General features: G+C 63.2%; 22 protein-coding genes and 1 tRNA gene. 11 read left to right on the top strand and 12 right to left on the bottom strand.

Annotated features, from left to right (window positions below; all coding sequences use genetic code 11):
• The first annotated feature begins 109 nt into the window (after positions 1-109).
• Both ACSQ3Q_RS09695 and ACSQ3Q_RS09690 read left to right on the top strand, forming a co-directional pair.
• Positions 110-1,126, top strand: coding sequence for a PhnD/SsuA/transferrin family substrate-binding protein (locus tag ACSQ3Q_RS09695; protein WP_436134179.1), 1,017 nt, complete (start codon positions 110-112; stop codon positions 1,124-1,126).
• Positions 1,127-1,777: 651 nt separating this feature from the next.
• Positions 1,778-2,380 (top strand): lipocalin family protein, encoded by a 603-nt coding sequence (locus ACSQ3Q_RS09690; protein ID WP_436134178.1) that lies wholly within the window; start codon positions 1,778-1,780, stop codon positions 2,378-2,380.
• Between the two features lie 191 nt (positions 2,381-2,571).
• Here ACSQ3Q_RS09690 and ACSQ3Q_RS09685 read toward each other — a convergent pair whose 3' ends face one another.
• From ACSQ3Q_RS09685 to ACSQ3Q_RS09670, 4 genes are all read right to left on the bottom strand, one after another.
• Positions 2,572-4,248, bottom strand: a complete 1,677-nt coding sequence (locus tag ACSQ3Q_RS09685; protein WP_436134177.1) for an ABC transporter ATP-binding protein — start codon at positions 4,246-4,248, stop codon at positions 2,572-2,574.
• Positions 4,245-5,297, bottom strand: coding sequence for an ABC transporter permease (locus ACSQ3Q_RS09680; protein ID WP_436134176.1), 1,053 nt, complete (start codon positions 5,295-5,297; stop codon positions 4,245-4,247). The genes ACSQ3Q_RS09685 and ACSQ3Q_RS09680 overlap by 4 nt, the downstream gene beginning before the upstream one ends.
• A gap of 13 nt (positions 5,298-5,310) precedes the next feature.
• Positions 5,311-6,342 (bottom strand): microcin C ABC transporter permease YejB, encoded by a 1,032-nt coding sequence (locus ACSQ3Q_RS09675; protein WP_436134175.1) that lies wholly within the window; start codon positions 6,340-6,342, stop codon positions 5,311-5,313.
• A 138-nt stretch (positions 6,343-6,480) separates the two neighbouring features.
• The gene (locus ACSQ3Q_RS09670; RefSeq protein WP_436134174.1) at positions 6,481-8,283 is read right to left on the bottom strand and encodes an extracellular solute-binding protein; all 1,803 of its coding nucleotides are present in this window, start codon (positions 8,281-8,283) and stop codon (positions 6,481-6,483) included.
• A 115-nt stretch (positions 8,284-8,398) separates the two neighbouring features.
• Here ACSQ3Q_RS09670 and fabI point away from each other — a divergent pair, with 115 nt between their 5' ends.
• Both fabI and ACSQ3Q_RS09660 read left to right on the top strand, forming a co-directional pair.
• Entirely contained in the window at positions 8,399-9,199 is an 801-nt protein-coding gene (fabI, locus tag ACSQ3Q_RS09665; protein ID WP_436134173.1) for an enoyl-ACP reductase FabI, read from the top strand.
• A 77-nt stretch (positions 9,200-9,276) separates the two neighbouring features.
• Entirely contained in the window at positions 9,277-10,125 is an 849-nt protein-coding gene (locus tag ACSQ3Q_RS09660) for a DNA ligase (RefSeq protein ID WP_436134172.1), read from the top strand.
• A 117-nt stretch (positions 10,126-10,242) separates the two neighbouring features.
• On the opposite strand, the gene ACSQ3Q_RS09655 is transcribed toward ACSQ3Q_RS09660, so the two are convergent.
• Positions 10,243-10,806 carry a fasciclin domain-containing protein gene (locus ACSQ3Q_RS09655; RefSeq protein WP_436134171.1) on the bottom strand — a complete coding sequence of 188 codons (564 nt, stop codon included), beginning with the start codon at positions 10,804-10,806 and terminating at the stop codon, positions 10,243-10,245.
• A gap of 361 nt (positions 10,807-11,167) precedes the next feature.
• The gene (locus ACSQ3Q_RS09650) at positions 11,168-13,546 is read right to left on the bottom strand and encodes an Orn/Lys/Arg decarboxylase N-terminal domain-containing protein (protein WP_436134170.1); all 2,379 of its coding nucleotides are present in this window, start codon (positions 13,544-13,546) and stop codon (positions 11,168-11,170) included.
• 151 nt (positions 13,547-13,697) lie between these two features.
• On the opposite strand from ACSQ3Q_RS09650, the gene ACSQ3Q_RS09645 reads away from it, so the two are divergent.
• The 3 genes from ACSQ3Q_RS09645 (at position 13,698) to ACSQ3Q_RS09635 (ending at position 15,287) form a co-directional block, all read left to right on the top strand.
• Positions 13,698-14,123, top strand: coding sequence for an NfeD family protein (locus tag ACSQ3Q_RS09645; protein ID WP_436134169.1), 426 nt, complete (start codon positions 13,698-13,700; stop codon positions 14,121-14,123).
• Positions 14,124-14,189: 66 nt separating this feature from the next.
• Positions 14,190-15,116, top strand: a complete 927-nt coding sequence (locus ACSQ3Q_RS09640; RefSeq protein ID WP_436134168.1) for an SPFH domain-containing protein — start codon at positions 14,190-14,192, stop codon at positions 15,114-15,116.
• 81 nt (positions 15,117-15,197) lie between these two features.
• Positions 15,198-15,287: transfer RNA gene (locus ACSQ3Q_RS09635), tRNA-Ser, on the top strand.
• Between the two features lie 549 nt (positions 15,288-15,836).
• On the opposite strand, the gene ACSQ3Q_RS09630 is transcribed toward ACSQ3Q_RS09635, so the two are convergent.
• A complete protein-coding gene (locus ACSQ3Q_RS09630) occupies positions 15,837-16,205 on the bottom strand; it encodes a hypothetical protein (RefSeq protein WP_436134167.1) in 369 nt (122 codons plus the stop codon).
• Positions 16,206-16,861: 656 nt separating this feature from the next.
• Between ACSQ3Q_RS09630 and ACSQ3Q_RS09625 the strand changes: the two genes are divergently transcribed.
• Positions 16,862-17,044 carry a hypothetical protein gene (locus ACSQ3Q_RS09625; RefSeq protein ID WP_436134166.1) on the top strand — a complete coding sequence of 61 codons (183 nt, stop codon included), beginning with the start codon at positions 16,862-16,864 and terminating at the stop codon, positions 17,042-17,044.
• Between the two features lie 274 nt (positions 17,045-17,318).
• The gene (locus tag ACSQ3Q_RS09620) at positions 17,319-17,576 is read left to right on the top strand and encodes a hypothetical protein (protein WP_436134165.1); all 258 of its coding nucleotides are present in this window, start codon (positions 17,319-17,321) and stop codon (positions 17,574-17,576) included.
• A gap of 66 nt (positions 17,577-17,642) precedes the next feature.
• Here the strand turns inward: ACSQ3Q_RS09620 and ACSQ3Q_RS09615 are convergent, their stop codons facing one another.
• The 4 genes from ACSQ3Q_RS09615 to ACSQ3Q_RS09600 all read right to left on the bottom strand — a co-directional run bounded on the left by ACSQ3Q_RS09615 (position 17,643) and on the right by ACSQ3Q_RS09600 (position 20,912).
• Positions 17,643-18,224: a hypothetical protein gene (locus ACSQ3Q_RS09615; protein ID WP_436134164.1), complete on the bottom strand. Its 582-nt coding sequence runs from the start codon at positions 18,222-18,224 to the stop codon at positions 17,643-17,645.
• A 131-nt stretch (positions 18,225-18,355) separates the two neighbouring features.
• Positions 18,356-19,396, bottom strand: coding sequence for an MlaD family protein (locus ACSQ3Q_RS09610; RefSeq protein WP_436134163.1), 1,041 nt, complete (start codon positions 19,394-19,396; stop codon positions 18,356-18,358).
• A gap of 47 nt (positions 19,397-19,443) precedes the next feature.
• Positions 19,444-20,244 (bottom strand): MlaE family ABC transporter permease, encoded by an 801-nt coding sequence (locus ACSQ3Q_RS09605; protein WP_436134162.1) that lies wholly within the window; start codon positions 20,242-20,244, stop codon positions 19,444-19,446.
• Positions 20,245-20,438: 194 nt separating this feature from the next.
• Positions 20,439-20,912, bottom strand: a complete 474-nt coding sequence (locus tag ACSQ3Q_RS09600; RefSeq protein ID WP_436134161.1) for a Cd(II)/Pb(II)-responsive transcriptional regulator — start codon at positions 20,910-20,912, stop codon at positions 20,439-20,441.
• Between the two features lie 76 nt (positions 20,913-20,988).
• Between ACSQ3Q_RS09600 and ACSQ3Q_RS09595 the strand changes: the two genes are divergently transcribed.
• On the top strand, positions 20,989-21,657 hold the full coding sequence (locus tag ACSQ3Q_RS09595) for a cation transporter (RefSeq protein WP_436134160.1): 669 nt from the start codon (positions 20,989-20,991) through the stop codon (positions 21,655-21,657).
• 1 nt (position 21,658) lies between these two features.
• Positions 21,659-22,537 (top strand): DUF3703 domain-containing protein, encoded by an 879-nt coding sequence (locus ACSQ3Q_RS09590; protein WP_436134159.1) that lies wholly within the window; start codon positions 21,659-21,661, stop codon positions 22,535-22,537.
• A gap of 36 nt (positions 22,538-22,573) precedes the next feature.
• Here ACSQ3Q_RS09590 and ACSQ3Q_RS09585 read toward each other — a convergent pair whose 3' ends face one another.
• Positions 22,574-23,020 (bottom strand): response regulator, encoded by a 447-nt coding sequence (locus tag ACSQ3Q_RS09585; RefSeq protein ID WP_436134158.1) that lies wholly within the window; start codon positions 23,018-23,020, stop codon positions 22,574-22,576.
• Between the last annotated feature and the right edge of the window lie 6 nt (positions 23,021-23,026).

Below are 23,026 nucleotides of genomic sequence, written 5' to 3'. Positions count from 1 at the left end.
ACGGCCCAGCCAGCGCGCGCACCGCCGCAAGCACATGCCGGCCTCGGGCTGGCCCAGGCCATCCAAGCACCGGGCCAACACCATCACAAAACACTGAGGGATTTCCACCATGCGTTGTCACGCCCGCTCTGGCGCACTTTTGCTCTGCACCACGCTTACGCTCGGCCCGGTGGCCGCACAAACTCCGACGGACGCCAGCGCCTCGCCCCAGGCGCGTGCCGCCGCCGCCCGCGCCGCAGCGGCCCCGGCCCCTGCCTTCAGCGGTCCGCGCGAAAAGCTGGTGGTGGCCATGCCCAAGACCTATGCCAAGAGCGAAACGATGCTGCTGTGGGGCGACTACTTCAACCACCTGGCGCGCTGCGGCAACATTGATCTGCAGAACCTGCAAGGCGAGTCGCTGGAGCGCAGCACCAACATCGACGTGCTGGCCGAGAAGGATCTCATCGACAACCTGATCACCGGCAAGGCCCAACTGGCCCAGGTCAACCCAGGCCTGGTGCCGCAGCTGGTGGCCGCAGGCCAGCCGGCACCGTTTGGGGTGCCAGGCAATAAGGCCAGTGGACAGCGCAACTCGTACAAGCTCATCCTCATCTCGCGCGTGGACAGCCCCTTCACCAAGCCGCAAGACCTGGTGGGCAAGAAGATCGCGCACACCACGCCCACCTCCAACTCGGGCAACCTGGCGCCGCGCGCGCTCTTCCCGGCGCTTGGTCTGGTGCCGGACCAGAACTATGAGGTGGTGTTCTCCAACGGCCATGAGCGTTCGGTGACCGGCGTGATGCACGGCTTCTACCCCGCCGCTGCGGTGGCCAGCGATCTGTACCAGCGCATGGTGGTCAAGGGTGATGTGAAGGGCTCGAGCATCCGCACGCTGTGGGAAAGCCCTCCGTTCATGACCGAGACCTGGACGATGGGCAAGGACGTATCGCCTGAGCTGCAGGCGCGTGTGAAGAAGTGCTCGTACAGCTACAGCTTCTCGCCTAAGCTGCGCCAGTTGCTGCCGGGCAATGACACGTTCCTCCCCATCAACTTCGAACGTGACTTTGCTACCGTGATGGAGGTCTACAACAAGACCGCGAAGGCGCAGGCCGGCAAGCCGACAGCGGCCCCCGCAGCCAAACCCTGACGCGTACCACAGCGCATTCGCTGCGCTGTACCACCCGGCTGTCGTTGCTGCGCGACCTCAGCCTCTCAAGGGATGCGCTGGAGGATGAACTCTGGCGCTGGCATCGACAGCGCGGCTTTGGGCACGGGCAAGCAAGGGCCCGGCCCGACAAAAAGGAGCACTTGGTAGCGATGTTTTCCCGATCGGTGAAGGCCGTCCCATCCAAGCGCATGGGCCCTCCTTTGAGCATCTGGCCTACGCCCCCATTCACGTTGATCCACGGGGGACCTGCAGGCGCGGCACGACGCGACAGACAGAGCTACGGCGACGCACAACGAACAGCGCACCGCGAACCTGAAACTTCGTTGCGCCTTTAACGGCTCTGGCGCAACTGTCTCTCTTCATAAGCAGAAGCGAGTAGAAGCAAGTGGAAGCGTTCCAACCCGGGGCGCGGCCCACTCCTCTTCCAGACCGCAAGCAGCAACGGGCGCACCACTTGTCAAGCCCATTGGCATCGCCACCACCTGCTTCGGCATTCCTGCGCAGCTGACACAGCCTGCCAGCGTGAACCTACAAGCCAGACGCAATGCACTACCTACAGTCAGCCCCAGAGAGCCGGCACGTGCCCCCACGCATTGGCGCTATCACCCAAAAATCCGCAGGAGAAGCCCGATGCGCCTCAATACCGCCCCCCGCCGCAGTTTTGTCTGGCCCCTCATCGTGGGAGCTACAGCACTGATAGCCTTACTGACGCTATCGGCCTGCACCACACCGCGTACGCCCGACGGCATCCAGGCAGTGAGCGGGTTTGACGTCGACCGCTACACCGGCCATTGGCATGAGGTGGGCCGCATCGACCATTCGTCTGAGCGCGGGCTTACACAGACCAGCGCAACCTACAGCCGCAATGCAGATGACACCATGAAGGTCGTCAACCGCGGCTATGACCCGGTGCGCAAGCAGTGGAAAGAGGCCGAGGGCACGGCGAGTTTTGTGGACGACCCGACACGTGCCGCGTTGAAGGTGTCGTTCTTCGGGCCGTTTTATGGCGGCTACAACGTGGTGGCGCTGGATGAGAACTACCAGTGGGCGATGGTGGTGGGTTCCAGCACCGACTACCTCTGGATCCTGTCGCGCACGTCCACCCTGCCCGCAGATGTGCGAGAACATTTGCTGGAGCGGGCCCAGGCCATGGGCATCGATCCCAAACGCATCTTGTGGGCGGCCCCCGTTTCAGCGTCAGCGCAGCAGACCAAGCGGGCTGCGATGACTTAATACGGGGCGGCATCGCGCCCCTGAGTTCGCCACTTGCACCAATGTTGCGCGCACGTGCGCATCAGCAAAAAACGGCCTGTGGCGACCACGGCGAAAACACGTGGTCAACAACGGCCAAAGCAGAAGACGCTATATTTTTTATAGCTACAAACGCTTGATTATTATGCGCTAGCGGCCATTTTTACTCCAAATCACACATCATCAGGCACCGTAGCGGCCGCCACCAGGCGCTGGGTGTACGGGTGCTGGGGCGCTTCCATCACCTGGTCCACGCTGCCGTGCTCCAGCACCGCGCCGTCCTTCATCACCAGCACGTTGTGCGCCATCGCGCGGATCACATCAACGTCGTGGGTGATGAGCAGATAGCTCAAGCCTTTTTCCTTTTGCAGACGCTGCAACAGCCCCAGAACCTGCTGCTGGATGGTGACATCGAGCGCGCTGGTGGGCTCATCAAGCACCAGCACCTGTGGCTGCACGATGAGCGCACGCGCAATCGCAAGACGCTGGCGTTGGCCGCCAGAAAATTCGTGCGGGTAGCGATCCAGCAGGCGCGGGTACTGCGCCTCGGCCAGGCCCACCTCTGACAACACGGCTTCGACCCGCGCGCGCCGCTCGGCCGGGCCCAGGGTGGGCTCGTGCACCTTGAGGCCCTCGCCCACGATTTCTTCCACCGTGAGGCGCGGTGAGAGCGAGGAAAACGGATCCTGGAACACCACCTGCACACGGCGGCGCAGTTGCTGGTTGGCCGGACTGTTGCGCATGGCCGGTTGCTGCCACGCCTGCCCGCCCACCTGCAGTTGCCCCCCATACGGCAACAGGCCCAGGATGGCTTGGGCCAACGTGGACTTGCCCGAGCCGGACTCGCCTACCACGCCCAGCGTTTCACCCGGCAGCAGCGACAGCGTGGCGCCCTGCACGGCCACAAACTCACCCTTTTTGAACCAGCCACGGATGCCGGGCAGGGGCGTGGGGTAGACCACGCGCAACTCCTGCGCGTGAACCACAGGCGGCGTGCCGGGCGGCGAATCAGCGGGCGCCACGTCGCGCCGCGGTTGGCTGGCGATCAGGCGGCGGGTGTAGGCGTGCTGGGGCGCGCCGAACACCTCGGCCACGGGCCCCTGCTCCACGAGCACGCCCTGCTCCATCACGGCCACCCGGTCGGCGAAGCGGCGCACCAGGTTCAAATCGTGCGTGATGAGCAGCACGGCCATGCCGTTGGCGCGCTGCAGGTCGGACAGCAAGTCCAGGATCTGGCCGCGCAGGGTCACGTCGAGCGCGGTGGTGGGCTCATCGGCCAGCAGGAGTTGGGGCTCGCTGGCCAGGGCCATGGCGATCATCGCGCGCTGGCGCTGTCCGCCCGAGAGCTGGTGCGGAAAGCTGTTGGCGCGCCGTGCGGGCTCGGGGATGCCGGTCTTGGCCAGCAGCTCAATGGCGGCCTGGGCACACTGCGCGCCCGTGAGGCCCTTTTTGAGCTGCAGGATCTCGGCAATCTGCGTGCCGATGGTCATCAACGGATTGAGCGCGGTCATGGGCTCCTGGAACACCATGGCGATCTCGCCGCCGCGCACGCCGCGCATTTCGCGCTCGGTCAACGCCAGCAGGTCGCGCTGCCCGCGCAGCACGGCCTGGCCGGTGATGGCGGCATTGCCCGCCAGGCGCAGCAGGCTCAGCGCGGTGATGGTCTTGCCCGAACCTGACTCGCCCACCAGCGCCAGTTTTTCGCCGGGCGCGATGGAGAAGCTGACGCCGCGCACGACTTCCTTGGCACCGAAACGCACATGAAGATCGCGCACATCCAGCAACGGCCCGGAAGCAACCGAGCCATGGGACGACGCGGACACACCCGCAGGCGGCGTGAAGGCATTCATTGGTCGGCCTTTCGAGGATCCAGCGCATCGCGCAGCGCGTCGCCCATGAAGGTCAGCAGCAGCAGGGTGATGACCAGCACCGCAAACGTGGAAAGGGATATCCACCAGGCATCGATGCTGTTTTTGCCCTGGCTCAGCAACTCGCCCAGCGACGGCGTACCCGGCGGCACGCCCAGGCCCAGAAAGTCCAGCGACGTGAGCGCCAGGATGGCTGCACTCATGCGAAACGGCAGAAAGGTCACCACCGGCGTCAGGCTATTGGGCAGGATGTGGCGCCAGATGATCTGACCGTTGCCTACGCCCAGAGCGCGTGCGGCCTTCACGTAGTCGAGCTGGCGGTTGCGCAGGAACTCGGCACGCACGTAGTCCGACAGGCCCATCCAGCCAAACAGCGACAGCAGGATGAGCAGCAGCGACACGCTGGGCGCAAACACGGCGCTGAAGATGATGAGCAGGTACAGCTCGGGCATCGAGCCCCAGATTTCGATGAAGCGCTGGAACGCCAGGTCGACCTTGCCGCCAAAAAAACCCTGGATGGCGCCGGTGACCACCCCCAGCACTACGCCCGTCACGGTGAGCGCCAGGCCAAACAGCACGCTGACCCGAAAGCCGTAGAGCAGTTGCGCCAGCAGGTCGCGGCCCCGGTCGTCCGTGCCCAGCCAGTTGTCGGTGGTGGGCGCCGACGGGTTGGGCGATTTGGCGAAGTAGTTGAGGGTGTTGGGCCCGTAGGTGTTGAGGGTGTAGAGCGCCCAGTTGCTGCCCTGGCTAAGCCGCTCCTTGATGAACGGATCGAGATAGTCGGTAGGTGTCTCGAACTCCCCGCCGAACGTTGTCTCGGGGTAATTCTTGAGCATGGGGAAGTATGTCTGCCCCTCGTAACGCACGATGATGGGCTTGTCGTTGCTGACCAGCTCTGCCCCCAGGCTGATGAGCACCAGCGCGCTGAAGATCAGCAGGCTCCAGTACCCCAGCCGGTTGCGCTTGAAGCGCAGCCAGGCGCGGCGGGACGGGGACAGGGAAGGCGATGGCGAGGTAGAAGCAGTGCTCATGCCGTACGGGGGGTCAATCAAACTTCACGCGTGGGTCCACCCACACGTAGCACAGGTCACTGACGAGCTTGGTCACGAGCCCAATCAGCGTGAACAGATAGAGCGTGCCCAGCACGACCGGGTAGTCGCGGCGGATCACGCTTTCATAGCTCAGCAAGCCCAGGCCGTCGAGCGAGAAAAGTGTCTCGATCAGCAGCGAGCCTGTGAAGAAGGCACCCACGAACGCAGCGGGAAACCCGGTGACGATGGGAATGAGCGCATTGCGGAACACGTGCTTCCACAGCACCTGCCGCTCGGACAGGCCCTTGGCCCGCGCTGTGAGCACGTACTGCTTGCGGATCTCTTCCAGAAAAGCGTTCTTGGTCAGCATGGCCGTCACCGCAAAGCTGCCCAGCACCATGGCCGTGACAGGCAGGGTGATGTGCCAGAGGTAGTCCACGATGCGAGCGCCCCAGGACAGTTCATCCCAGTTCGACGATGTGAGCCCGCGCAGCGGGAACCACTGCAGCTGCCCGCCGAAGATCACGAGCAGCGCGACGCCCAGCACAAAACCCGGGATGGCGTAGCCCACCAGGATGAGAAGGGTCGTTACCAGATCAAACCGGGACCCGGCCCGCACGGCCTTGGCCACACCCAGCGGCACAGCCACCAGGTAGCTGATGAAGAAGGTCCACAAGCCCAGGCTGATGGAGACCGGGAGCTTCTCCTTCACCAGGCTCCAGACGTCCTTGTTCTGAAAAAAGCTGGTGCCCAGATCGAACCGTGCAAACTGGCCCAGCATCTGAAAGAAGCGTTCGTGCGCCGGCTTGTCAAAGCCATACAGCGCCTTGATCTGCGCAAGCCGTTTCGGGTCCACGCCTTGGTCGCCGCGGTAGCCCATTCCCCCGGTCTCCACCCCGCCCTTGCCGGCGGCGGTACGCGCCTCGGCTAGGTACTGCTCGACCGGGCCGCCCGGCACGAACTGGATCACGGCAAAGGTGAGGAGCAGCACACCCAGCAAGGTGGGCAGCATCAACAGCAGGCGTTTGGCGATGTAGGCAAGCATTTAATGATCCATGGTGCCGTGCGCAGCCCTAACGCGTCAGAGCGGCGCGGCCGACAGCCGCAGGGTGCCGCGCAAGAGCCACCGAGCCACGCTGCGTGAAAGGGTGAAAGCGGCGCAGCCGCTCGGGGCGCTGCGTTTTCATTTTTTCCACCACGAGAACATCAGCCATTCCTCGGCCTTGGCGTAAGGGGGCATCGGCTCCTTGTAGGCCAGGCGTTGCTGGTTGTAGACCACGCGGTGCGAGCCCAGAGTCCATTGCGGAATGAGGTAGTGGCTGTGCATGATGACGCGGTCCAGCGCACGGCAGGCGGGCAGCATTTCGGCCTGGCTGTTGGCGCGGGTGAGCTTGGTCACCAGCGCGTCCACAGCGGGGCTGTTGACCCCGGCGTGGTTGCTGGAGCCCTCGACCTTGACGCCCTGGCTGCCGAACAGTTCCTTCATCGACTGGCCGGGGTTGTAGGTGCCCGGGTAGGCCAGGCTGATCATGTCGAAGTCGAACTTGTCCAGGCGCTGCAAATACAGGGCAAAGTCCACGGCTGTGAACCGCAGTGTGATGCCGAGCTTCTCCAGGTTCCGGATCCAGGGCGTCACCGTGCGGGCGCCGCCTTCCTTGCTGTCCAGAAACTCGATTTCCATCGCCTGGCCCTGCGCATTGCGCAGCGCACCGTCGCGGTAGGTCCAGCCTGCATCGGCCAGCAACTGGCGTGCACGGCGCAGGTTCTCGCGCAGCGAATGGCCTTCGCCCTCGGTGACCGGCGGGGTGTACATGGGGCCGAACACGCTGTCGGGCACCTTGCCGCGCCAGGGCTCCAGCAGGGCCATCTCCTCCGGGCCCGGCGTGCCTTTGGCTTCGCAGGCGGTATTGCCAAACAGGTCCTTCACGCGTGGATAGCCGCCGTAGAACATCTGCCGGTTCATCCATTCGTAGTCGATGGCCAGGCCCAGGGCTTCCCGCACGCGCACGTCCTGCAGCAAAGGCCGGCGGGTGTTCATCACGTAACTTTGAAAGCCCGCAGGCAGGCTGTGCTTCATGTCCTTCTTGACCAGCACGCCTTGCTTGAAGAGCTTGCCGTCGATGCGGCGCGCCCAGTCGCCCGCCGAGTAGATGGTCATGAAGTCGAATTCACCGGCCTTCAGGGCCTCCAGCCGCGCGGTGCCGTCCTTGTAGATCTTGACGGTGATGCGATCGAAGTTGTACGCACCCCGGTTCACGTTGAGGTGGCCACCCCAGTACTTCGGATCGCGCTCGTAGGTGATGTCGCGCCCAAACTTCACATCGCCAATGCGGTACGGGCCGCTGCCGATGGGGATGTCGGTCACGATCTCGTCAAAGCGCTTGGCCTTGCCGTCGGGGCCCCGGCCCCAGGCCCGGCTGAAGACGGGGAGGCTGCCCACGGTCAGCGGCAGCTCGCGGTTGGGCTGCTTGAAGCGAAACCGCACCGTGCGTTTGTCGAGCACGTCGGCGCCCGCAACCTCTTGCAGCAGCGTGGCGTAGCTCGGTGACGCGTGGGGGCCAATCAGCGTTTCGTAGCTGTGTTTTACATCCGCGGCTTCCACCACATCGCCGTTGTGAAAGCGGGCTTCGGCGCGCAGGCGGAAGGTGGCGCTCAGGCGGTCTTCGGCCACCTGCACATCTTCGGCCAGCAGGCCGTAGGCGGAGGCGGTCTCGTCCATGGAGCCGGTAAGCAGCGTCTCGAACAGCAACTCGCTCAGGTACGCGGGCACCGAGCCCTTCATGGTGAACGGGTTGTACTTGTCGAAGGTGGAGTAGCGCAGGTTGCTCACCATGCGCAGCTCACCGCCCTTGGGCGCATCGGGGTTCACATAGTCGAAGTGCGAAAACCCGGCCGGGTATTTGAGATCGTCCCACAGCGCATAGCCGTGGGCCGCCCAGGCCGGAGCCGCACACATCGTCAAGAGACAAGTCATCCAAAACCGCATGCGACAATTCTGCACTACGTCGGCAGCGCTGCAGAACAGGCCCGGGAGATTTCCCGAAAGCCCCCTGGCAGCCGCGGCCAGAGCCAATCACTCGCATTCCACAAGGAGAACAACAATGGGTTTTTTGACCGGCAAAAAGCTGCTCATCACGGGCGTGCTGTCCAACCGCTCCATCGCTTACGGTATCGCCAAGGCCTGCCACGCACAGGGCGCCGAGCTGGCCTTCAGCTACGTGGGTGACCGCTTCAAGGACCGCATCACCGACTTTGCTGCCGAGTTCGATTCCAAGTTGATCTTTGATTGCGACGTGGGCAGCGACGAGCAGATCGAGCGCATGTTTGCGGACCTCTCGCAAACCTGGGCGAAGTTCGACGGTTTTGTGCACAGCATCGGCTTTGCACCCCGCGAGGCGATTGCCGGCAACTTCCTCGAAGGCCTGTCGCGCGAAGGTTTCCGCATTGCGCACGACATCAGTGCGTACAGCTTCCCGGCCATGGCCAAGGCGGCCCTGCCCTACCTGAACGACAAGTCGTCGCTGCTCACGCTGTCGTACCTGGGCGCGCTGCGCACCATCCCCAACTACAACACCATGGGCCTGGCCAAGGCCTCTCTAGAGGCCTCCGTACGCTACCTGGCCGAAGCTGTGGGCCGCACTGAAGACGGCCGCGCCATCCGCGCCAACGGCATCAGCGCCGGCCCCATCAAGACGCTGGCTGCCAGCGGTATCAAGGACTTCGGCAAGCTGCTCAGCCGCGTGGCGGATGCCTCGCCCCTGCGCCGCAATGTGACGATTGAGGATGTGGGCAACGTGGCGGCGTTCCTGCTGTCCGACCTGGCTTCGGGCATGACCGCAGAGATCACCTACGTCGATGGCGGCTTCAGCCAAACGGCCGGGCTGAGCGCAGACCAGGTCTGAATCTGGACCGAAATTTGCGTCAAAATGGGTCCAGCGCTTGATACATAAGCGTTGTTAGCTACACATTTAATAGCATCTTGCTGCGAAGACACTGCTTGGCGTGGCTGGCGGGGGCGAGCGCCCTGCCAGCGCTCGCTGCCGATCCCCCAGCCCTGCTCCTGGCCAATGTGTACCGCCCCGGCCTGCCGCTGGCGGACTACTGGGTCAGTGAAAAGTACGATGGAGTGCGCGGCTACTGGGATGGCCGCACGTTGCGCACGCGCGGCGGCGAGACAGTGGCGGCGCCCGCGTGGTTCACCGCCGGCTGGCCCGACACCGCCATGGACGGTGAACTCTGGGCCGGGCGCGGCCGCTTTGGCCATGCACAGTCCACCACCCGGCAGCAGCATGCTGACGACGCCGCATGGCGCCAAATCCAGTTCATGGTGTTCGATCTTCCGCGGCACGGCGGCCGCTTTGATGAGCGCATCCCCGCGCTGAACGCACTGGTCGCAACCATCGGTCAGCCGTGGGTGCAGGCGGTGCCGCAGAAGCGCGTGGCGTCGGACGCTGCGCTGCAGGCAGTGCTGCAGCGCACGGTGCGGGCCGGGGGCGAAGGTCTGATGCTTCACCGGGGCGCGTCGCTCTACCAGGGCGGCCGCAGCGACGATCTCATCAAGGTCAAAACGCACGAGGACACTGAGGCCCGCGTAGTGGCACACCTGCCCGGCAAAGGGCGGCACGCGGGCCGCATGGGTGCGCTGCTCGTCGAGATGCGGACGGGCCAGCGCTTCAAGCTAGGGGCGGGGTTCAGCGATGCGCAGCGGGCTGACCCGCCGGCTGTGGGCAGCTGGGTGACTTACCGGTTTCGCGGCACCCACGACGGTGGGCTGCCGCGGTTTGCGAGTTTTGTGCGCGTGCGTGAGGACATGCCAGCCAGTCGCTGATCGCGCGTTCCCTGATTCCACGGATCCGCGCCGTACATTGCGGCACCACGCGGCATCCTTGCCTCACCGCCCGCCTGCACTTCTCTGTTGCAACGAGCGATGAGATCAAAGATGGAGTCAGTTAGGCAACAGAACCTTGTCCACCACGTGGATCACGCCGTTGGACTGGTACACGTCGGCGATGGTCACATTGGCAGTGGCGCCCTTTTCATCGGTCACCATGACCGCTTTGCCGCTGGCCTTCGCGGTGAGTGTGCCGCCGGCCACGGTCTTGAGGCTGGCCATGCCCTTGCCGTCGGCAATCAATTTGGACAACGCCGCAGCGTCGTACTTGCCTGCCACTACGTGGTAGGTCAGAACCTTGGTCAGGGTAGGCTTGTTCTCCGGCTTCAGCAGGGTGTCCACCGTGCCTGCAGGCAGCGCAGCAAACGCGGCGTTGGTGGGTGCGAACACGGTGAACGGGCCAGGACCCTTGAGCGTTTCCACCAGCCCGGCAGCCTTGACGGCCGCAACCAGCGTGGTGTGGTCCTTGGAGTTCACGGCGTTGTCGATGATGTCCTTGCTGGCGAGCATGGGGGCGCCGCCCACCATCACATCGGCAGCCAGGGAGGGGATGGCTGCGGCAGCCAGGGCTGCAGCGATGCCGATGGATGCGAGGCGGGCATTGAAACGGATGGTCATGAAAATCTCCTGAAGTCGATTGATGGACTGTCTTTGACCGCATGAGAAATGCCACGCGGCTGTCAATCAATACGGCGCCCTGCAGGCATCGGATTCAACAGCAGAAAAAATGACCAAAAAAATCGCCCCACAGCGCTGGCAAGGGGCGATCGATCTGTAAGAGCCTGTTCAAAGCCTTTTCATGGGGTCCGCATGACAGCCAACGGTCACGGTCTAGGCGCCCACCGCAGCCCATGCTGGTGGCCTGGGCCAGGTGGGCAACAACGAGCGTGGCCGTTGGCTGCCATGCCCTTCGGGTTGCCCCGCAAAGGCTTTGAACAGGCTCTAAGGCCCGCGCTTTGCCGGGCCCTTCCGTTGGTAGCTAAAGGGTGCGGCCGAAGGGCCCGTCCGATCCCACTTGCACCAAGTTTTTCTCCGTCGTCAGCGGCTTCGGGTTCTTCTTGGCAGGCTTGGCTTTTTCCTCCTCGGCCACGCAGTCGGCGTAGTACCGCACCTGGCCGTTCTCGTCTTCCACTTCCACCAGGCCGTGGATGTCGGTCTCGAAGCCGGGGCACAGCTTGGCAAATTCGCGCGCGAACTTGAGGTAGTCCACGATCTTCTTGTTGAAGACTTCACCCGGAATCAGCAGCGGAATGCCCGGCGGGTACGGCGTGACCAGTCCCACCGTGATGCGGCCTTCCAGGTGGTCGATCTCCACGCGGTCGGTCTTGCGGTGTGCGATGTGCGCGTACGCATCCGAGGGCTTCATGGCGGGTGTCAGGTCCGACAGGTACATCTCGGTGGTGAGGCGCGCGATGTCGTACTTGGCGTACATCTCGTGCACGTGCTGGCACAGGTCTTTGAGGCCCATGCGCTCGTAGCGTTTGTGCTGCTGGCAGAACTCCGGAAGGATGCGCCACATGGGCTGGTTCTTCTCGTAGTCGTCCTTGAACTGCTGCAGCGCAGTCAGCAGCGTGTTCCAGCGGCCCTTGGTGATGCCGATGGTGAACATCACGAAGAAGCTGTACAGGCCCGTCTTCTCCACCACCACGCCGTGCTCGGCCAGGTACTTGGTAACGATGGACGCGGGGATGCCGGTCTTGTCGAACTTACCGTCCAGGTTCAGGCCCGGCGTGACGATGGTGGACTTGATCGGGTCCAGCATGTTGAAGCCGTCGGCCAGTTGGCCAAAGCCATGCCACTTGCTGCCGGCCTTCTTGCTCTTGCTGTCGCTGCGGATGATCCAGTCTTCCGCACGGCCCATGCCTTCATCCACGAGCTTGTCGGGGCCCCAGACCTTGAACCACCAGTCGTTCTTGCCGAAGTCGTTTTCGATCTGGCGCATGGCGCGGCGGAAATCGAGCGCTTCCAGAATGCTCTCCTCCACCAGCGCAGTGCCGCCGGGCGGCTCCATCATGGCCGCAGCCACATCGCAGCTGGCGATGATGCTGTACTGCGGGCTGGTGCTGGTGTGCATCAGGTAGGCCTCATTGAAGAGGTGGCGATCGAGCTTGGTGGTCTGCGAGTCCTGTACCAGCACGTGGCTGGCCTGGCTGATACCGGCCAGCAGCTTGTGGATGGACTGTGTTGCGTACGTCACCGAATGCTTGGGGCGCGTGCGCTTCTTGCCCATGGCGTGGTACGTGCCGTAGAACGGATGGAAGGCCGCGTGCGGCAACCAAGCCTCGTCGAAGTGCAGGTTCTCCACGTAGCCGTCGAGCATGCCCTTGATGGTCTCGGTGTTGTAGAGCACGCCGTCGTAGGTCGATTGCGTGAGCGTGAGCACGCGCGGCTTGACCTTCTTTGGGTCCACGCCCTTGAGCAGCGGGTTGGCCTTGATCTTGGCCTGGATGGCTGCTGGTTCGAACTCGCTTTGCGGGATGGGGCCGATGATGCCGAAGTGGTTGCGCGTGGGCTTCATGAACACGGGGATGGCCCCGGTCATGATGATGCTGTGCAGGATGGACTTGTGGCAGTTGCGGTCCACTACCACCACGTCGCCCGGGGCCACCGTGTGGTGCCACACCATCTTGTTGGATGTGCTGGTGCCATTGGTCACGAAGAAGCAATGGTCGGCATTGAAGATGCGCGCGGCATTGCGCTCGCTCTCGCCGATGGCGCCGTTGTGGTCCAGCAGCTGGCCCAGTTCTTCGACTGCGTTGCACACGTCCGCGCGCAGCATGTTCTCACCGTAGAACTGGTGGTACATCTGGCCTACGGGGCTCTTCAGGAAGGCGACACCGCCGGAGTGGCCGGGGCAGTGCCAGCTGTACGAGCCGTCTTCGGCGTAATCGAGCAGCGCCTTGAAGAACGGCGGCTGCACGCCCTCCAGGTAACTCTTCGCCTCGCGGATGATGTGGCGCGCCACGAATTCGGGGGTGTCCTCGAACATGTGGATGAAGCCGTGCAGCTCACGCAGGATGTCGTTGGGCAGGTGGCGGCTGGTCTTGGTCTCGCCGTGCACATAGATCGGCACTTCAGTGTTCTTGCGACGCACCTCGCCGATGAAATTGCGCAGGCTCAGAACGATGGGATCGAGACCTTCGCCTTCGGAGAATTCTTCGTCGTCAATGGACAGGATGAACGCACTGGCCCGGCTTTGCTGCTGCGCAAACTGCGACAGGTCGCCGTAGCTCGTGACGCCGACCACCTCGAAGCCTTCGGATTCGATGGCCTGCGCGAGCGCGCGGATGCCGAGGCCCGAGGTGTTCTCGGAACGATAGTCCTCATCGATGATGATGATGGGAAAGCGAAACTTCATGCGCAGCCTCCGTGCAACCGTGCCCTGCCCGGTCCAAAAAACGAAATAGGCGCGAAGTGTAAGGAATAACGTTGACGCGCCTTTGAACGGCAACCCTTTTGACCCAGAATGTGGTGCAACAAAGACAACCACAACAACGAGGAGGTTCGCTATGGAGGAATCCACCATCTGGTGGCTGGCAGCGGGGGCAGTGGTCATTGCAGAGTTGCTGACCGGCACCTTTTACCTGCTGATGCTGGCGATTGGTCTGAGCGCGGCGGCCATTGCCGCCCACCTGGGCCTGAGCCTGCCGCTGCAAATCGTGGCCGCTGCCGTCATTGGCGGGGGAGCTGTTGTGGCGTGGCAGTACGCCAAGCGCAAGCGTCCTGGCGACCCTTCGGCCCGTGCCGACCGTAATGTGAACCTGGACGTGGGCGAAACGCTGATGGTCGATGCCTGGAACGCGGATGGCACCACCCTCGTGAGATACCGCGGCGCAACCTGGACGGCCGTTCACCGCCCGGGCATCACCCCATCCACGGGTATGCACCGCGTCGCAGAACTGGTGGGCAACCGTCTTCTGGTTGACCCGCTGTAAGAATCTCAGGCAGCGCGCTGCGTCATCGCTGTTTCAGTCACGCAACTTTAGAAAAAGAGGTCTCCCATGGAAAAAACCGCTATTGCGGCCGTTCTTTTTGTCATCTTCGTGATCTTCGTGATCCGCTCTGTGAAGGTGGTCCCCCAGCAAAACGCCTGGGTCAAAGAACGCTTAGGCAAATACGCTGGCACCCTCACGCCAGGCCTGAACTTCCTGATCCCGTTTGTCGACAAGGTGGCCTACAAACACAGCCTGAAGGAAATTCCGCTTGATGTGCCCAGCCAGGTCTGCATTACGCGTGACAACACACAGCTGCAGGTGGATGGCATCCTGTACTTCCAGGTGACCGACCCGATGCGCGCGAGCTACGGCTCAAGCAACTACATCATGGCGGTGACGCAACTGGCGCAGACGTCGCTGCGCTCCGTCATCGGCAAGCTCGAACTGGACAAGACCTTTGAGGAACGCGACATCATCAACGCACAGATCGTGCAGGCCATTGATGAAGCCGCCTTGAACTGGGGCGTGAAGGTGCTGCGGTACGAGATCAAGGACCTGACACCGCCCAAGGAAATCCTCCACGCAATGCAGGCCCAGATCACCGCCGAGCGCGAAAAGCGCGCGCTGATCGCCGCTTCCGAAGGCCGCCGTCAGGAGCAGATCAATATCGCCACCGGCGAACGCGAGGCTTTCATTGCCCGGTCTGAGGGTGAAAAGCAGGCTGTCATCAACAAGGCCCAGGGCGAAGCGGAGTCCATCAAGGCAGTGGCAGAAGCCAACGCCCAGGCCATCGAGCGTGTGGCGGCCGCCATCCGCCAGCCCGGCGGCGAACAGGCCGTGCAGCTCAAGGTGGCAGAGAAGGCCGTGGAGGCTTACAGCCAGGTCGCTGCGGACGCCACGACAACTCTGATCGTGCCCAGCAACATGACCGAAGTATCCGCGCTGATCGGCTCGGCGATGAAGATGGTGCAGGCCTCGCAGAAGGCGGTTTGAGTCTTCAGCACGCGCTTTTTTCGGCGCGGAGGTGCCGCGGGCTCAAACGCTCCATTTCGTGTGGCTATAATCGAGGGCTTCGGAGAGGTGGATGAGCGGTTTAAGTCGCACGCCTGGAAAGCGTGTGTGGGCTAATCCCCACCGCGGGTTCGAATCCCGCCCTCTCCGCCAGTCAGTCAACAAACAAGCGCCTCTCAAGGCGCTTTTTTGTTTTTGTTTGGGTTTCGCCCGTTGCATGGGGTGCGTGGTGTGGCTGGGGTTGATACGCTGCACGACGGGCTGGTCTTAGCGTTGAGACCCTCAATGCCTCTCAACTCTCGACCAGGCAGGTTGTTCCTGCACCACACGACGGCAGCTACTTCAACCTGTTGTCCACAGATTGAACGGCGGCTTTCAGACCATGTGTTGCGGGTAGATGCCGCGTGGCATTAGCTAGCACAGTAATTGCGCGCGGCTGTTCGCGGACATATCCACGCAAGCTTAAGACCGCCCCATGCGAGTCAGGGCCATTGATTTCACTGGCAAGAGCGCCCCGAGCAACGATGGAGCGGGTTTATAACGGGGTGGAAATCTCTCGCTCTTCTGGTCGAAGGCGACTGTGCCCCCTGCAAATCTCCCATCTTGCAACTGCGGACTTATCAAATCGAACTCCATTCGCGGCAGGGAATATGGATATCACGCAGTAGATTGGCGTCAGTTGGCAAGCCCCGCCAATCCCACTCAACAGTCTTTACTGCTGATATAGAAAACCCCGTCCTCTCCCTCGTCGACTTCCAATTCGAGTGAACTGTTTCCCGTCGCATCGAAAAGCGACCATGCTTTGTCCGCAATAGCGCCATGATTCGCCATGACCATTCCTAAGAGTTGGGCAACGTCTTTTGAATAGCGTCGAGGCCAGATGACGTCCACGGCGATATTTTCTTTTCCATCACTGCAGCTGAAATGGATGCGCGCACTGTCGCCAGGGTCGAGCAATCGCGCGGCCCGCTTTTGCATTGCGGCCTTCATGGTGTCCAGCGACGCACCGGGGTCCTCCTCCCCCGCAATGGACTCGAGAACATGGATCTGATTCAAAATATCCTGTTGCATATGGACCTCGCTTCGCTGAGTTAACGGCTCCTTTGAGAGGAAAAAGTGGCAACCCAATATTTGTTCATGCCCACTTTCAACTCCATTGAAGCCCTCGCTGATTCCGCGCGATGTCAGCCAACCTCCTACTCGGAAGTCGGACGGAATTTGCCAAAAGCACCATTCAGCGCTGTGGGTAACTGAGTATTGCCAAGGTATTAAATATTGCCGCGCAATCGCGCTTGTGTTGCCATAGCAGACGGGATAAATGCGGTGGGCCTCACGAATAACTGTAGCGCCGGCTAAACGCCAACCCCCTGCAATGCACGACACAACCGAGTCCAAGTGAGCGAGCGTTGCATTTGCTATTAACGCAAAGGTTCGCCTTATAAACACCGGTCGAAAATCGCGCGCCTCGTATCAATAGATGCCGCATGCGACCAAAGCCATCATCTCAGTCTGGCAACTGCTCTCGTCAAGCAGCATTGCGACGCAAGTTCAAGGCAACCCCGTGCAACTGCAACCAAAGGAAACAAGGCCTGCCCGGCTATTGGTATCGATCTTGTCTTACAGACGCCTCCTTGGCTGTTTGCTGAAATCACTCCCATCAGCTAGCCATTGAGGTTGGCTTTAGGAGGTCATTGGGACCCCTACCCTTTTTTGACAAAGGATCCACCATGAAACGCCACCCTATGACACCCGGAGCCCGTGCAGTTTTTGCGTTTGCCGGCACGGTCGTGCTGGCGGTACTTGCTGCGGTGTCGCTGCTGATGCCGGACGTCACGGTGCAATCAGTGGATTCAATGTCGATGCTGCCCAATGGGCTGGATCAAATTTTGCCGGCGAGCTTCTTTGAGTAATCGGGCGGAGCACTGAGACGGGCTGCACTTCGAGGCGCAGTGTTAGTGACTTTTTGCCCAGTAAAGGGGCTGGCTGGTAAAAACGATAGCATCGGAGTACCATTTGACGCGGCGCACCGGGATGTCTGGTGGCATTGAAGAATGGAGGACGATCGTGACCCCTCGTTTTCGAATCTCTGCAGCCGAGTTTTTCTCGCGATTCAGCTCGCGGCATTGGGCTGGATTGGCGCTCGCAACCGCACTTGCGGGCTGTAGCAGCCCCCGCGACACCACCTTGGACGAGTTCACCCGCTGGCACGACAATGCGCGAGCCCAAGCCCAGGCGGGTACGTTAAGCTGGAGTGAGCTGTATCGCCTGAGCTTTGACCGCCTTACGGCCATGCCCCCCTCGTTGCAGCAAGACACACGGCTTGAGAACACGGTTCTGCTGCTGTCCACTGCGCGCAAGTACGAAGCCAACGAGATCAGTGCCCAGCAATTCGCGTCAGAGCGAGACCACATCGAAACGCAATTGCAAGCGCGTCTGCAGTGATTTGCGTGATGGCGCTTTAGCTAGCCAAGGTATTTTTCGGTCCACCGTGGGAAGCCCCCAGCTCGTTCAACGCACCGCAGCGCCACCCTGCTCCACGATGCTGATGCGCCGGCGCAGCCCGGCCGCTGCCTCCTGATCACCTGCAGCCTCCGCACGCTCCACCTGCAGAACAAGCCAAGCCAGCAATGGCCTGCGCCAGCCCTGGGCGGATGCGGTGTCGGTGGCTTGGCTGATCACAGTTGGCTGGGCCCGCCCCGTCTGGAACAGAACTCCTGCTGCCACCAAGCGAGACAGCGGGTCTTCAATAGCGGCGAGCGCAGACCCGTCACCCCCTGACAAAGCGACTTTGCGCTGCGCCTCCGGCAGCAGCGGCACCTGTTGGGGTTGTACCCGCCCTGCCAAGTAATCCGCATACGCGCGCTCCGGCTCGGCGGCATCGCCGCGCAGCGCCTCGAAGCGCTCGCACGGGCCTTGCACCAGGCTGGCCACCTGCGCTGCGCAGCGCATCAGCTCCAACCGCGCCAACAGGTCCGGGCGACCGGTGCGCGCCACTTCAGCGCGCGCACGGTCCCACTCCAGCTTTTCGACCCGTGTGTTCCCTGCAAGGTAGGCCTCCATCGCCTTCTGGGTTGACGCGTGGGCATTCATTTGCCAATCGGGCACCGGCGGCTTGCTGGAACAGGCCACAAGAAGCGCCGCGGCAGCAGCAACGGCGACCGTCGCGGCGCTCAGGCGGGATCCGGAAGGTCTATAGGGTGGCGTTGTCGATGCAGCAGGCGTCATGGCAGCTTGAGCTCCGTGTCCCGCGCAAACGGCCATTTGCGGTTGATCTCGTTGACCAGGCTTTCGACCTTGCGCAGATTGCTTTCGACCTCAGCCCGCAGCGCGCCCAGGTCGGTTGTGGCTTCGCGGGCGTTGGCACCGATGGCCTGGGCTTCCACCAGCACCGCGTCCACCTTCTTCAGGCTGGTGCGCGTGTCTGCCAGCAAGCTGTTGAGTTGGCCCACGGCGGCGCGCACTTCGGGTACCAGGGCGTCTTTGCTGCCCTCGGCGCCAAACACCTGGCGGTCAGCCCGCGCCGCCATGCCATCCAGCCGTGCTAGCAAGGCATTGGTGCGCTCCAGTGTGGCCACAATTTTCTTGGCATCGGCTTCGTTACCCATCAGCACGCCCAGCATGCCGCCGGGGCCGTTCAGCCGCTCCGTGAGCGTCCGGACCTGGGCAAGGGTGCCGCCAAGGGCTGCGTCCTGCGCGGTGAGCGCATTCAGATTGGTGAGCAGCTCGCGCGCCGACGCCATGAGTTGCGGGATCTCGGCAGTGGCGTCGCCCCGCAACACCGGTCGCACGGCACCGTCGAGCAGCGGCTCATCGCCCAGCATGCCGGTGTAGGCGCGGATGTTGGTGCCGCCGACGATGCCGCGCACCAGCGTGAACACGCTGGACTGCCGCAGCCAATGGGCATCTTTGCGCGGCACGTCGACGATGATGCGCGCGTTGCCCTCGTTGGCCAGTTCGATACGGCGCACCCGGCCGATGGGAAAACCTGAGAACGTCATGTCCATGCCGACCACTACGCCTTCGGAATCGTCGGCGGTCAGCACCAGGGTTTGGGTGGGTTCGAACACGCCCCGTGCGTAGAGCAGGTATAGGCCAGAGCCCACGATGAGCGCCAGCGTAAAGAGCAGCAACGCTGCGGCCTTGATCTCCAGGTGGGCCACAGGGCGCAGCGTCTCGGCGTGAGGCACGTCAGGCGCCAAGGCAGGCGCTGCCGCTGGCGGTGGCGTGCCGGGGGGAATGGTTCGGTGGGGTGTTTCGTTCATGGCCGGGTTGGGGTCACGCGGATTTTGCAGGTTGCGGCGCAGGCGGGTCAGTAGTAGTTGCCCATGAGCGAGGCCACCTCGATCAAGAGCAGTACGGCGAACATGCGCGCCAGGCCGCCCAATTCGGAGTCGGGCTGGGTACGTTCGCCCGTGTCATACAGGCCCGCCGCCATGGGGATGAGCGCCACAGCCAGCGCAAAGAAAACCGTCTTGAGCGCAAACACCATCGTCACGCTGGGGCTGAAGACCTGGCCAAACATGCGCGTGTAGCTCTGCAGCCCCGCCAGGTTGAACCCATACACGCCCAGGTAGGCCAGCACCAGCGCCACCACGCAGCTGAGTGCGGCGAGCGTGATGCAGGCAAAAACGCCTGCAATCACGCGTGGCAGCAGCTCAATGCGCACCGGGTCGGAGCCCTGCTCACGCAGCGCAGCGAAGCGCCCGGTTTGCTGGAGGCGGCTGATCTGCGTACCGTTGGGGATGGTGCAGCGCATGGCCACAAACAGCGCCGCCGTGAGCGGAATCAGCTCCAACACCAGCACGCGGATCACCATCTCAAGCGCGTAGCGCGACAGCCCGTAGCTCAGCGCGGTGACGACCACGATGCGGGTCAACACCAGGCTGATGAGCGCGGCCAGCACGGTAAAGCCCAGCAGCACCGGCGCCGTGTCGAGGTAAAGGTGGCGCGCCAGCGCGCGGCGCGTGCCCCTGCCATAGCTGGACGGCGACAGCACAAGCACCAGCACGACCGCCCCGAGATAAAGGATGCGCCACCAGGCCACCGCCCAGCGCTGCGCGGTGTTCCACACACGTTCAGGCAGGGACAGACCAGGTAAGCGCGCGATCATGGCGGGATCATAGCGGCGCACCTCTGAGCAGCCGGGCCCGGCACGAAGGGTGGGTTTTTGATACTTTTTGGCCCCTAGCGCTTGTTCTATAAGCACTATTAGCTATCAATACAGGAGCAACCCTCTCTGGAGCAGAAAACAGCTGCTCACACCCTCGCGCCGGCAGATGCGCTGAATGCCAGTGGCCGTCGGCGCTACACATGCCGCTTGCCCACGCCGGTGGTGGTGCTCGCGGCAACAGGCTGGGCGTCTGCCCTTTCGTGCAGCGCTTCGATGATGTGGCAGTGCGCTTGGGAGCCGTCACACCGGCTGCGCAGCGCCTGCAGGTCGGCTTCCAGCGCCTGCAGCTCGGCGAGGCGGCTGCGCACATGCTGCAGATGGTCGTCGAGCGTGTCGCGCGCAGCTTCGCAATCGGCCTTGCGGCTCCAATCCAGGGCGAGCAAGGTGCGGACCTCATCCAGCGACATATCCATGGCCCGGCACAGGCGGATGAATCGCAGGCGGTGCACGTCGTCGCCGTTGTAGACGCGGTAGCTGTTGTCCTCTCGGGCGCCGGCCACCAGCAAGCCCTCTTTCTCGTAGTAGCGAATGTTGGCGGCGGACACACCTGACTGGCGGGCCACCTCGCCGATACGGTATTGAGGAGATTGCGCAAGGGTCGGTGCCATGGCTTGACTCTCAAGTGACTTTAAGGTTTCCAATCATGCCATTGCTCCCCGAAACGCTTTAGAAAGGACACACGCCATGTCTGCCAACTGCCAACACCACAACCCCCACAACGGTCACGACCACGACCACGGCGCCGCCGCCGCCAGCGCCGACCCGCGCTACCGACGCATCCTCTGGGTCGCGGTCCTCGTCAACGCCGCGATGTTCCTGGTCGAAATCGGCGCAGGGGTCCAGTCCGGGTCGGCGTCCCTGCTGGCGGACGCCATCGACTTCCTGGGAGATGCGGCCAACTACGCGCTCTCGCTGTGGGTGCTGGCCATGGCTTTGGCGTGGCGTGCCCGGGCGGCTCTGGTCAAGGGGGTCAGCATGCTCGCCTTTGGCGGGCTGGTGGTAGCCCGTGTGGCCTGGGGCGCGTGGCAGGGCGTCCCGCCCGAGCCCCTGACCATGGGCACGGTAGGCGTGCTGGCACTGATCGCCAACCTGGGCGTGGCTGCGCTGCTCTACGCCTACCGCGAGGGCGACGCCAACATGCGCGGCGTGTGGCTGTGCACCCGCAATGACGCGCTGGGCAACGTCGCCGTCATGATCGCGGCGCTGGGCGTGTTTGGTACTGGCACCGTCTGGCCCGACCTGGCCGTGGCTGCTGCCATGGCCGGGCTTGCCATCACCGGCGGCTGGAGCGTGATCCGCCAAGCGCGCCAGGAGCTGGCCAGCACTGCGAGCCCCGCCGGGGAGGGCCACTGACATGCGCGTGCGCCTTTCCACGCCACTGGCCGCGCCACCCGAGTGGGTCGCCACCCAACTGCAAAGCACCGCCGTCTTCCGCCACATCACGGCGCCCCTGATGCACTTCAAGCCTGCAAACGGCGCACCCTGGCCCACCACTTGGTCCCCGGGCGAACTCTCGCTGCACATGCGGCTGCTGGGCGTGCTGCCCATGGGGCCGCAGACGGTGCGGATTTCCATCGAGCCTGCACTGCACAAGGGCGCCTGGCCCACGCTGCGCGACAACGGGGAAGGCACACTCATGCGCGTGTGGGACCACCGCATCACGCTGCATCCGCTGCCCGGTGGCCGGACCCTGTACACCGACGACATCGAAGTGGTGGCGCGCCACCTGCCGTGGCTGATGACGCCGCTGAGCGCGGCATTTGCGCAGGTGTTTTATCGGCACCGACAGCGCCGTTGGCGAGCCCTGGTGGAAGGGTATGGGATGGAGCGGGACCCACCGCGTCAAGCAGTAGGGGCTATGAATACGCCCTCCCCGCTCCACCAGAGCCGCGCTTTCGAGCACCTGCTGCGCGGCTTTGCGCAACAGCCGCAAGCCACGCACGCAGAGCGCTGGCATTGGCTGGAGGCGGCGCACGTGCTGGGCCAGACCTCTGCGCGGCTGCACTGGCGCTCGCACTGGGCGATGCTGGGCTATGCGCACCAGGTGCGTGATTGGCGCGAGGTGGCGGGTCAGTTGGGTAGGCTCGCCCTGGTGCCGCTAGGCCATCTCTTGGCCCGGCTGCCTAAGGGCAACACCGGGCGTGCGCACGTCAGTGCATTTCAACCCATGGTGCCGACCGCTGAAATCACGGCGCTAATCGACCAGGCATTCGAAAAAGCCAAAGCCGGGTGATACGACCCCAAACCCGCAACCCGGGCTGGCGCTGGATTAACGGGACATAGAGGCGCCGGCGCCTGCGGCACCGACCCGGCGCGGCAAACTGCTGCAGCACTCAAAAAATGCGTCGAGTTCAGTGGACTTGTCGAACACCTCGTCGGCGCCCAGCTCTTTGCAGCGGCGGCGCATGTCGGCTGTGGCGTAGTTGGACAGCACGTACACATGCTGCTCCGACGCTTCGTCGTTCGCTCCATGCGTGGCCCGTGATCGGCCGCTGCGCTGCAGAGCTTGCAACACTTCGATACCCGACCCTTCCTTAAGGAAAAGGTCCACGATCATCAGCTGCCAGTCCTCGCGCCATTGCGCTAGGGCCTGCGTAGCGCCACTCGCCGTCGCAGCAATGGCGACGACACGCGCGTCCGCCAGTTCCTCCAATGCGGGGACCAAGGTTTCCTGGATGGTTTTGCTGTCTTCGACAAGGATGGTATTGAGTGGCATCGGACG

This window comes from Acidovorax sp. LjRoot129 (genome assembly GCF_964253765.1).
Classification (GTDB): Bacteria; Pseudomonadota; Gammaproteobacteria; order Burkholderiales; family Burkholderiaceae_C; genus Acidovorax.
The sequence above is the reverse complement of the archived record's forward strand: the minus strand, read 5'-3'. Positions and strand labels throughout refer to the sequence as shown.

Excerpts from the sequence above, each read along its gene's own strand:
- ACSQ3Q_RS09645 (WP_436134169.1), top strand. The coding sequence starts at position 13,698 with ATGGAGGAATCCACCATCTGGTGGCTGGCAGCGGGGGCAGTGGTCATT.
- ACSQ3Q_RS09670 (WP_436134174.1), bottom strand. The coding sequence starts at position 8,283 with ATGCGGTTTTGGATGACTTGTCTCTTGACGATGTGTGCGGCTCCGGCC.
- ACSQ3Q_RS09690 (WP_436134178.1), top strand. The coding sequence starts at position 1,778 with ATGCGCCTCAATACCGCCCCCCGCCGCAGTTTTGTCTGGCCCCTCATC.
- ACSQ3Q_RS09655 (WP_436134171.1), bottom strand. The coding sequence starts at position 10,806 with ATGACCATCCGTTTCAATGCCCGCCTCGCATCCATCGGCATCGCTGCA.
- ACSQ3Q_RS09590 (WP_436134159.1), top strand. The coding sequence starts at position 21,659 with ATGCGCGTGCGCCTTTCCACGCCACTGGCCGCGCCACCCGAGTGGGTC.
- ACSQ3Q_RS09630 (WP_436134167.1), bottom strand. The coding sequence starts at position 16,205 with ATGCAACAGGATATTTTGAATCAGATCCATGTTCTCGAGTCCATTGCG.
- ACSQ3Q_RS09605 (WP_436134162.1), bottom strand. The coding sequence starts at position 20,244 with ATGATCGCGCGCTTACCTGGTCTGTCCCTGCCTGAACGTGTGTGGAAC.
- ACSQ3Q_RS09595 (WP_436134160.1), top strand. The coding sequence starts at position 20,989 with ATGTCTGCCAACTGCCAACACCACAACCCCCACAACGGTCACGACCAC.
- ACSQ3Q_RS09685 (WP_436134177.1), bottom strand. The coding sequence starts at position 4,248 with ATGAATGCCTTCACGCCGCCTGCGGGTGTGTCCGCGTCGTCCCATGGC.
- ACSQ3Q_RS09680 (WP_436134176.1), bottom strand. The coding sequence starts at position 5,297 with ATGAGCACTGCTTCTACCTCGCCATCGCCTTCCCTGTCCCCGTCCCGC.
- ACSQ3Q_RS09640 (WP_436134168.1), top strand. The coding sequence starts at position 14,190 with ATGGAAAAAACCGCTATTGCGGCCGTTCTTTTTGTCATCTTCGTGATC.
- ACSQ3Q_RS09615 (WP_436134164.1), bottom strand. The coding sequence starts at position 18,224 with ATGAATGCCCACGCGTCAACCCAGAAGGCGATGGAGGCCTACCTTGCA.
- fabI (WP_436134173.1), top strand. The coding sequence starts at position 8,399 with ATGGGTTTTTTGACCGGCAAAAAGCTGCTCATCACGGGCGTGCTGTCC.
- ACSQ3Q_RS09625 (WP_436134166.1), top strand. The coding sequence starts at position 16,862 with ATGAAACGCCACCCTATGACACCCGGAGCCCGTGCAGTTTTTGCGTTT.
- ACSQ3Q_RS09585 (WP_436134158.1), bottom strand. The coding sequence starts at position 23,020 with ATGCCACTCAATACCATCCTTGTCGAAGACAGCAAAACCATCCAGGAA.
- ACSQ3Q_RS09650 (WP_436134170.1), bottom strand. The coding sequence starts at position 13,546 with ATGAAGTTTCGCTTTCCCATCATCATCATCGATGAGGACTATCGTTCC.
- ACSQ3Q_RS09695 (WP_436134179.1), top strand. The coding sequence starts at position 110 with ATGCGTTGTCACGCCCGCTCTGGCGCACTTTTGCTCTGCACCACGCTT.
- ACSQ3Q_RS09600 (WP_436134161.1), bottom strand. The coding sequence starts at position 20,912 with ATGGCACCGACCCTTGCGCAATCTCCTCAATACCGTATCGGCGAGGTG.
- ACSQ3Q_RS09675 (WP_436134175.1), bottom strand. The coding sequence starts at position 6,342 with ATGCTTGCCTACATCGCCAAACGCCTGCTGTTGATGCTGCCCACCTTG.
- ACSQ3Q_RS09610 (WP_436134163.1), bottom strand. The coding sequence starts at position 19,396 with ATGAACGAAACACCCCACCGAACCATTCCCCCCGGCACGCCACCGCCA.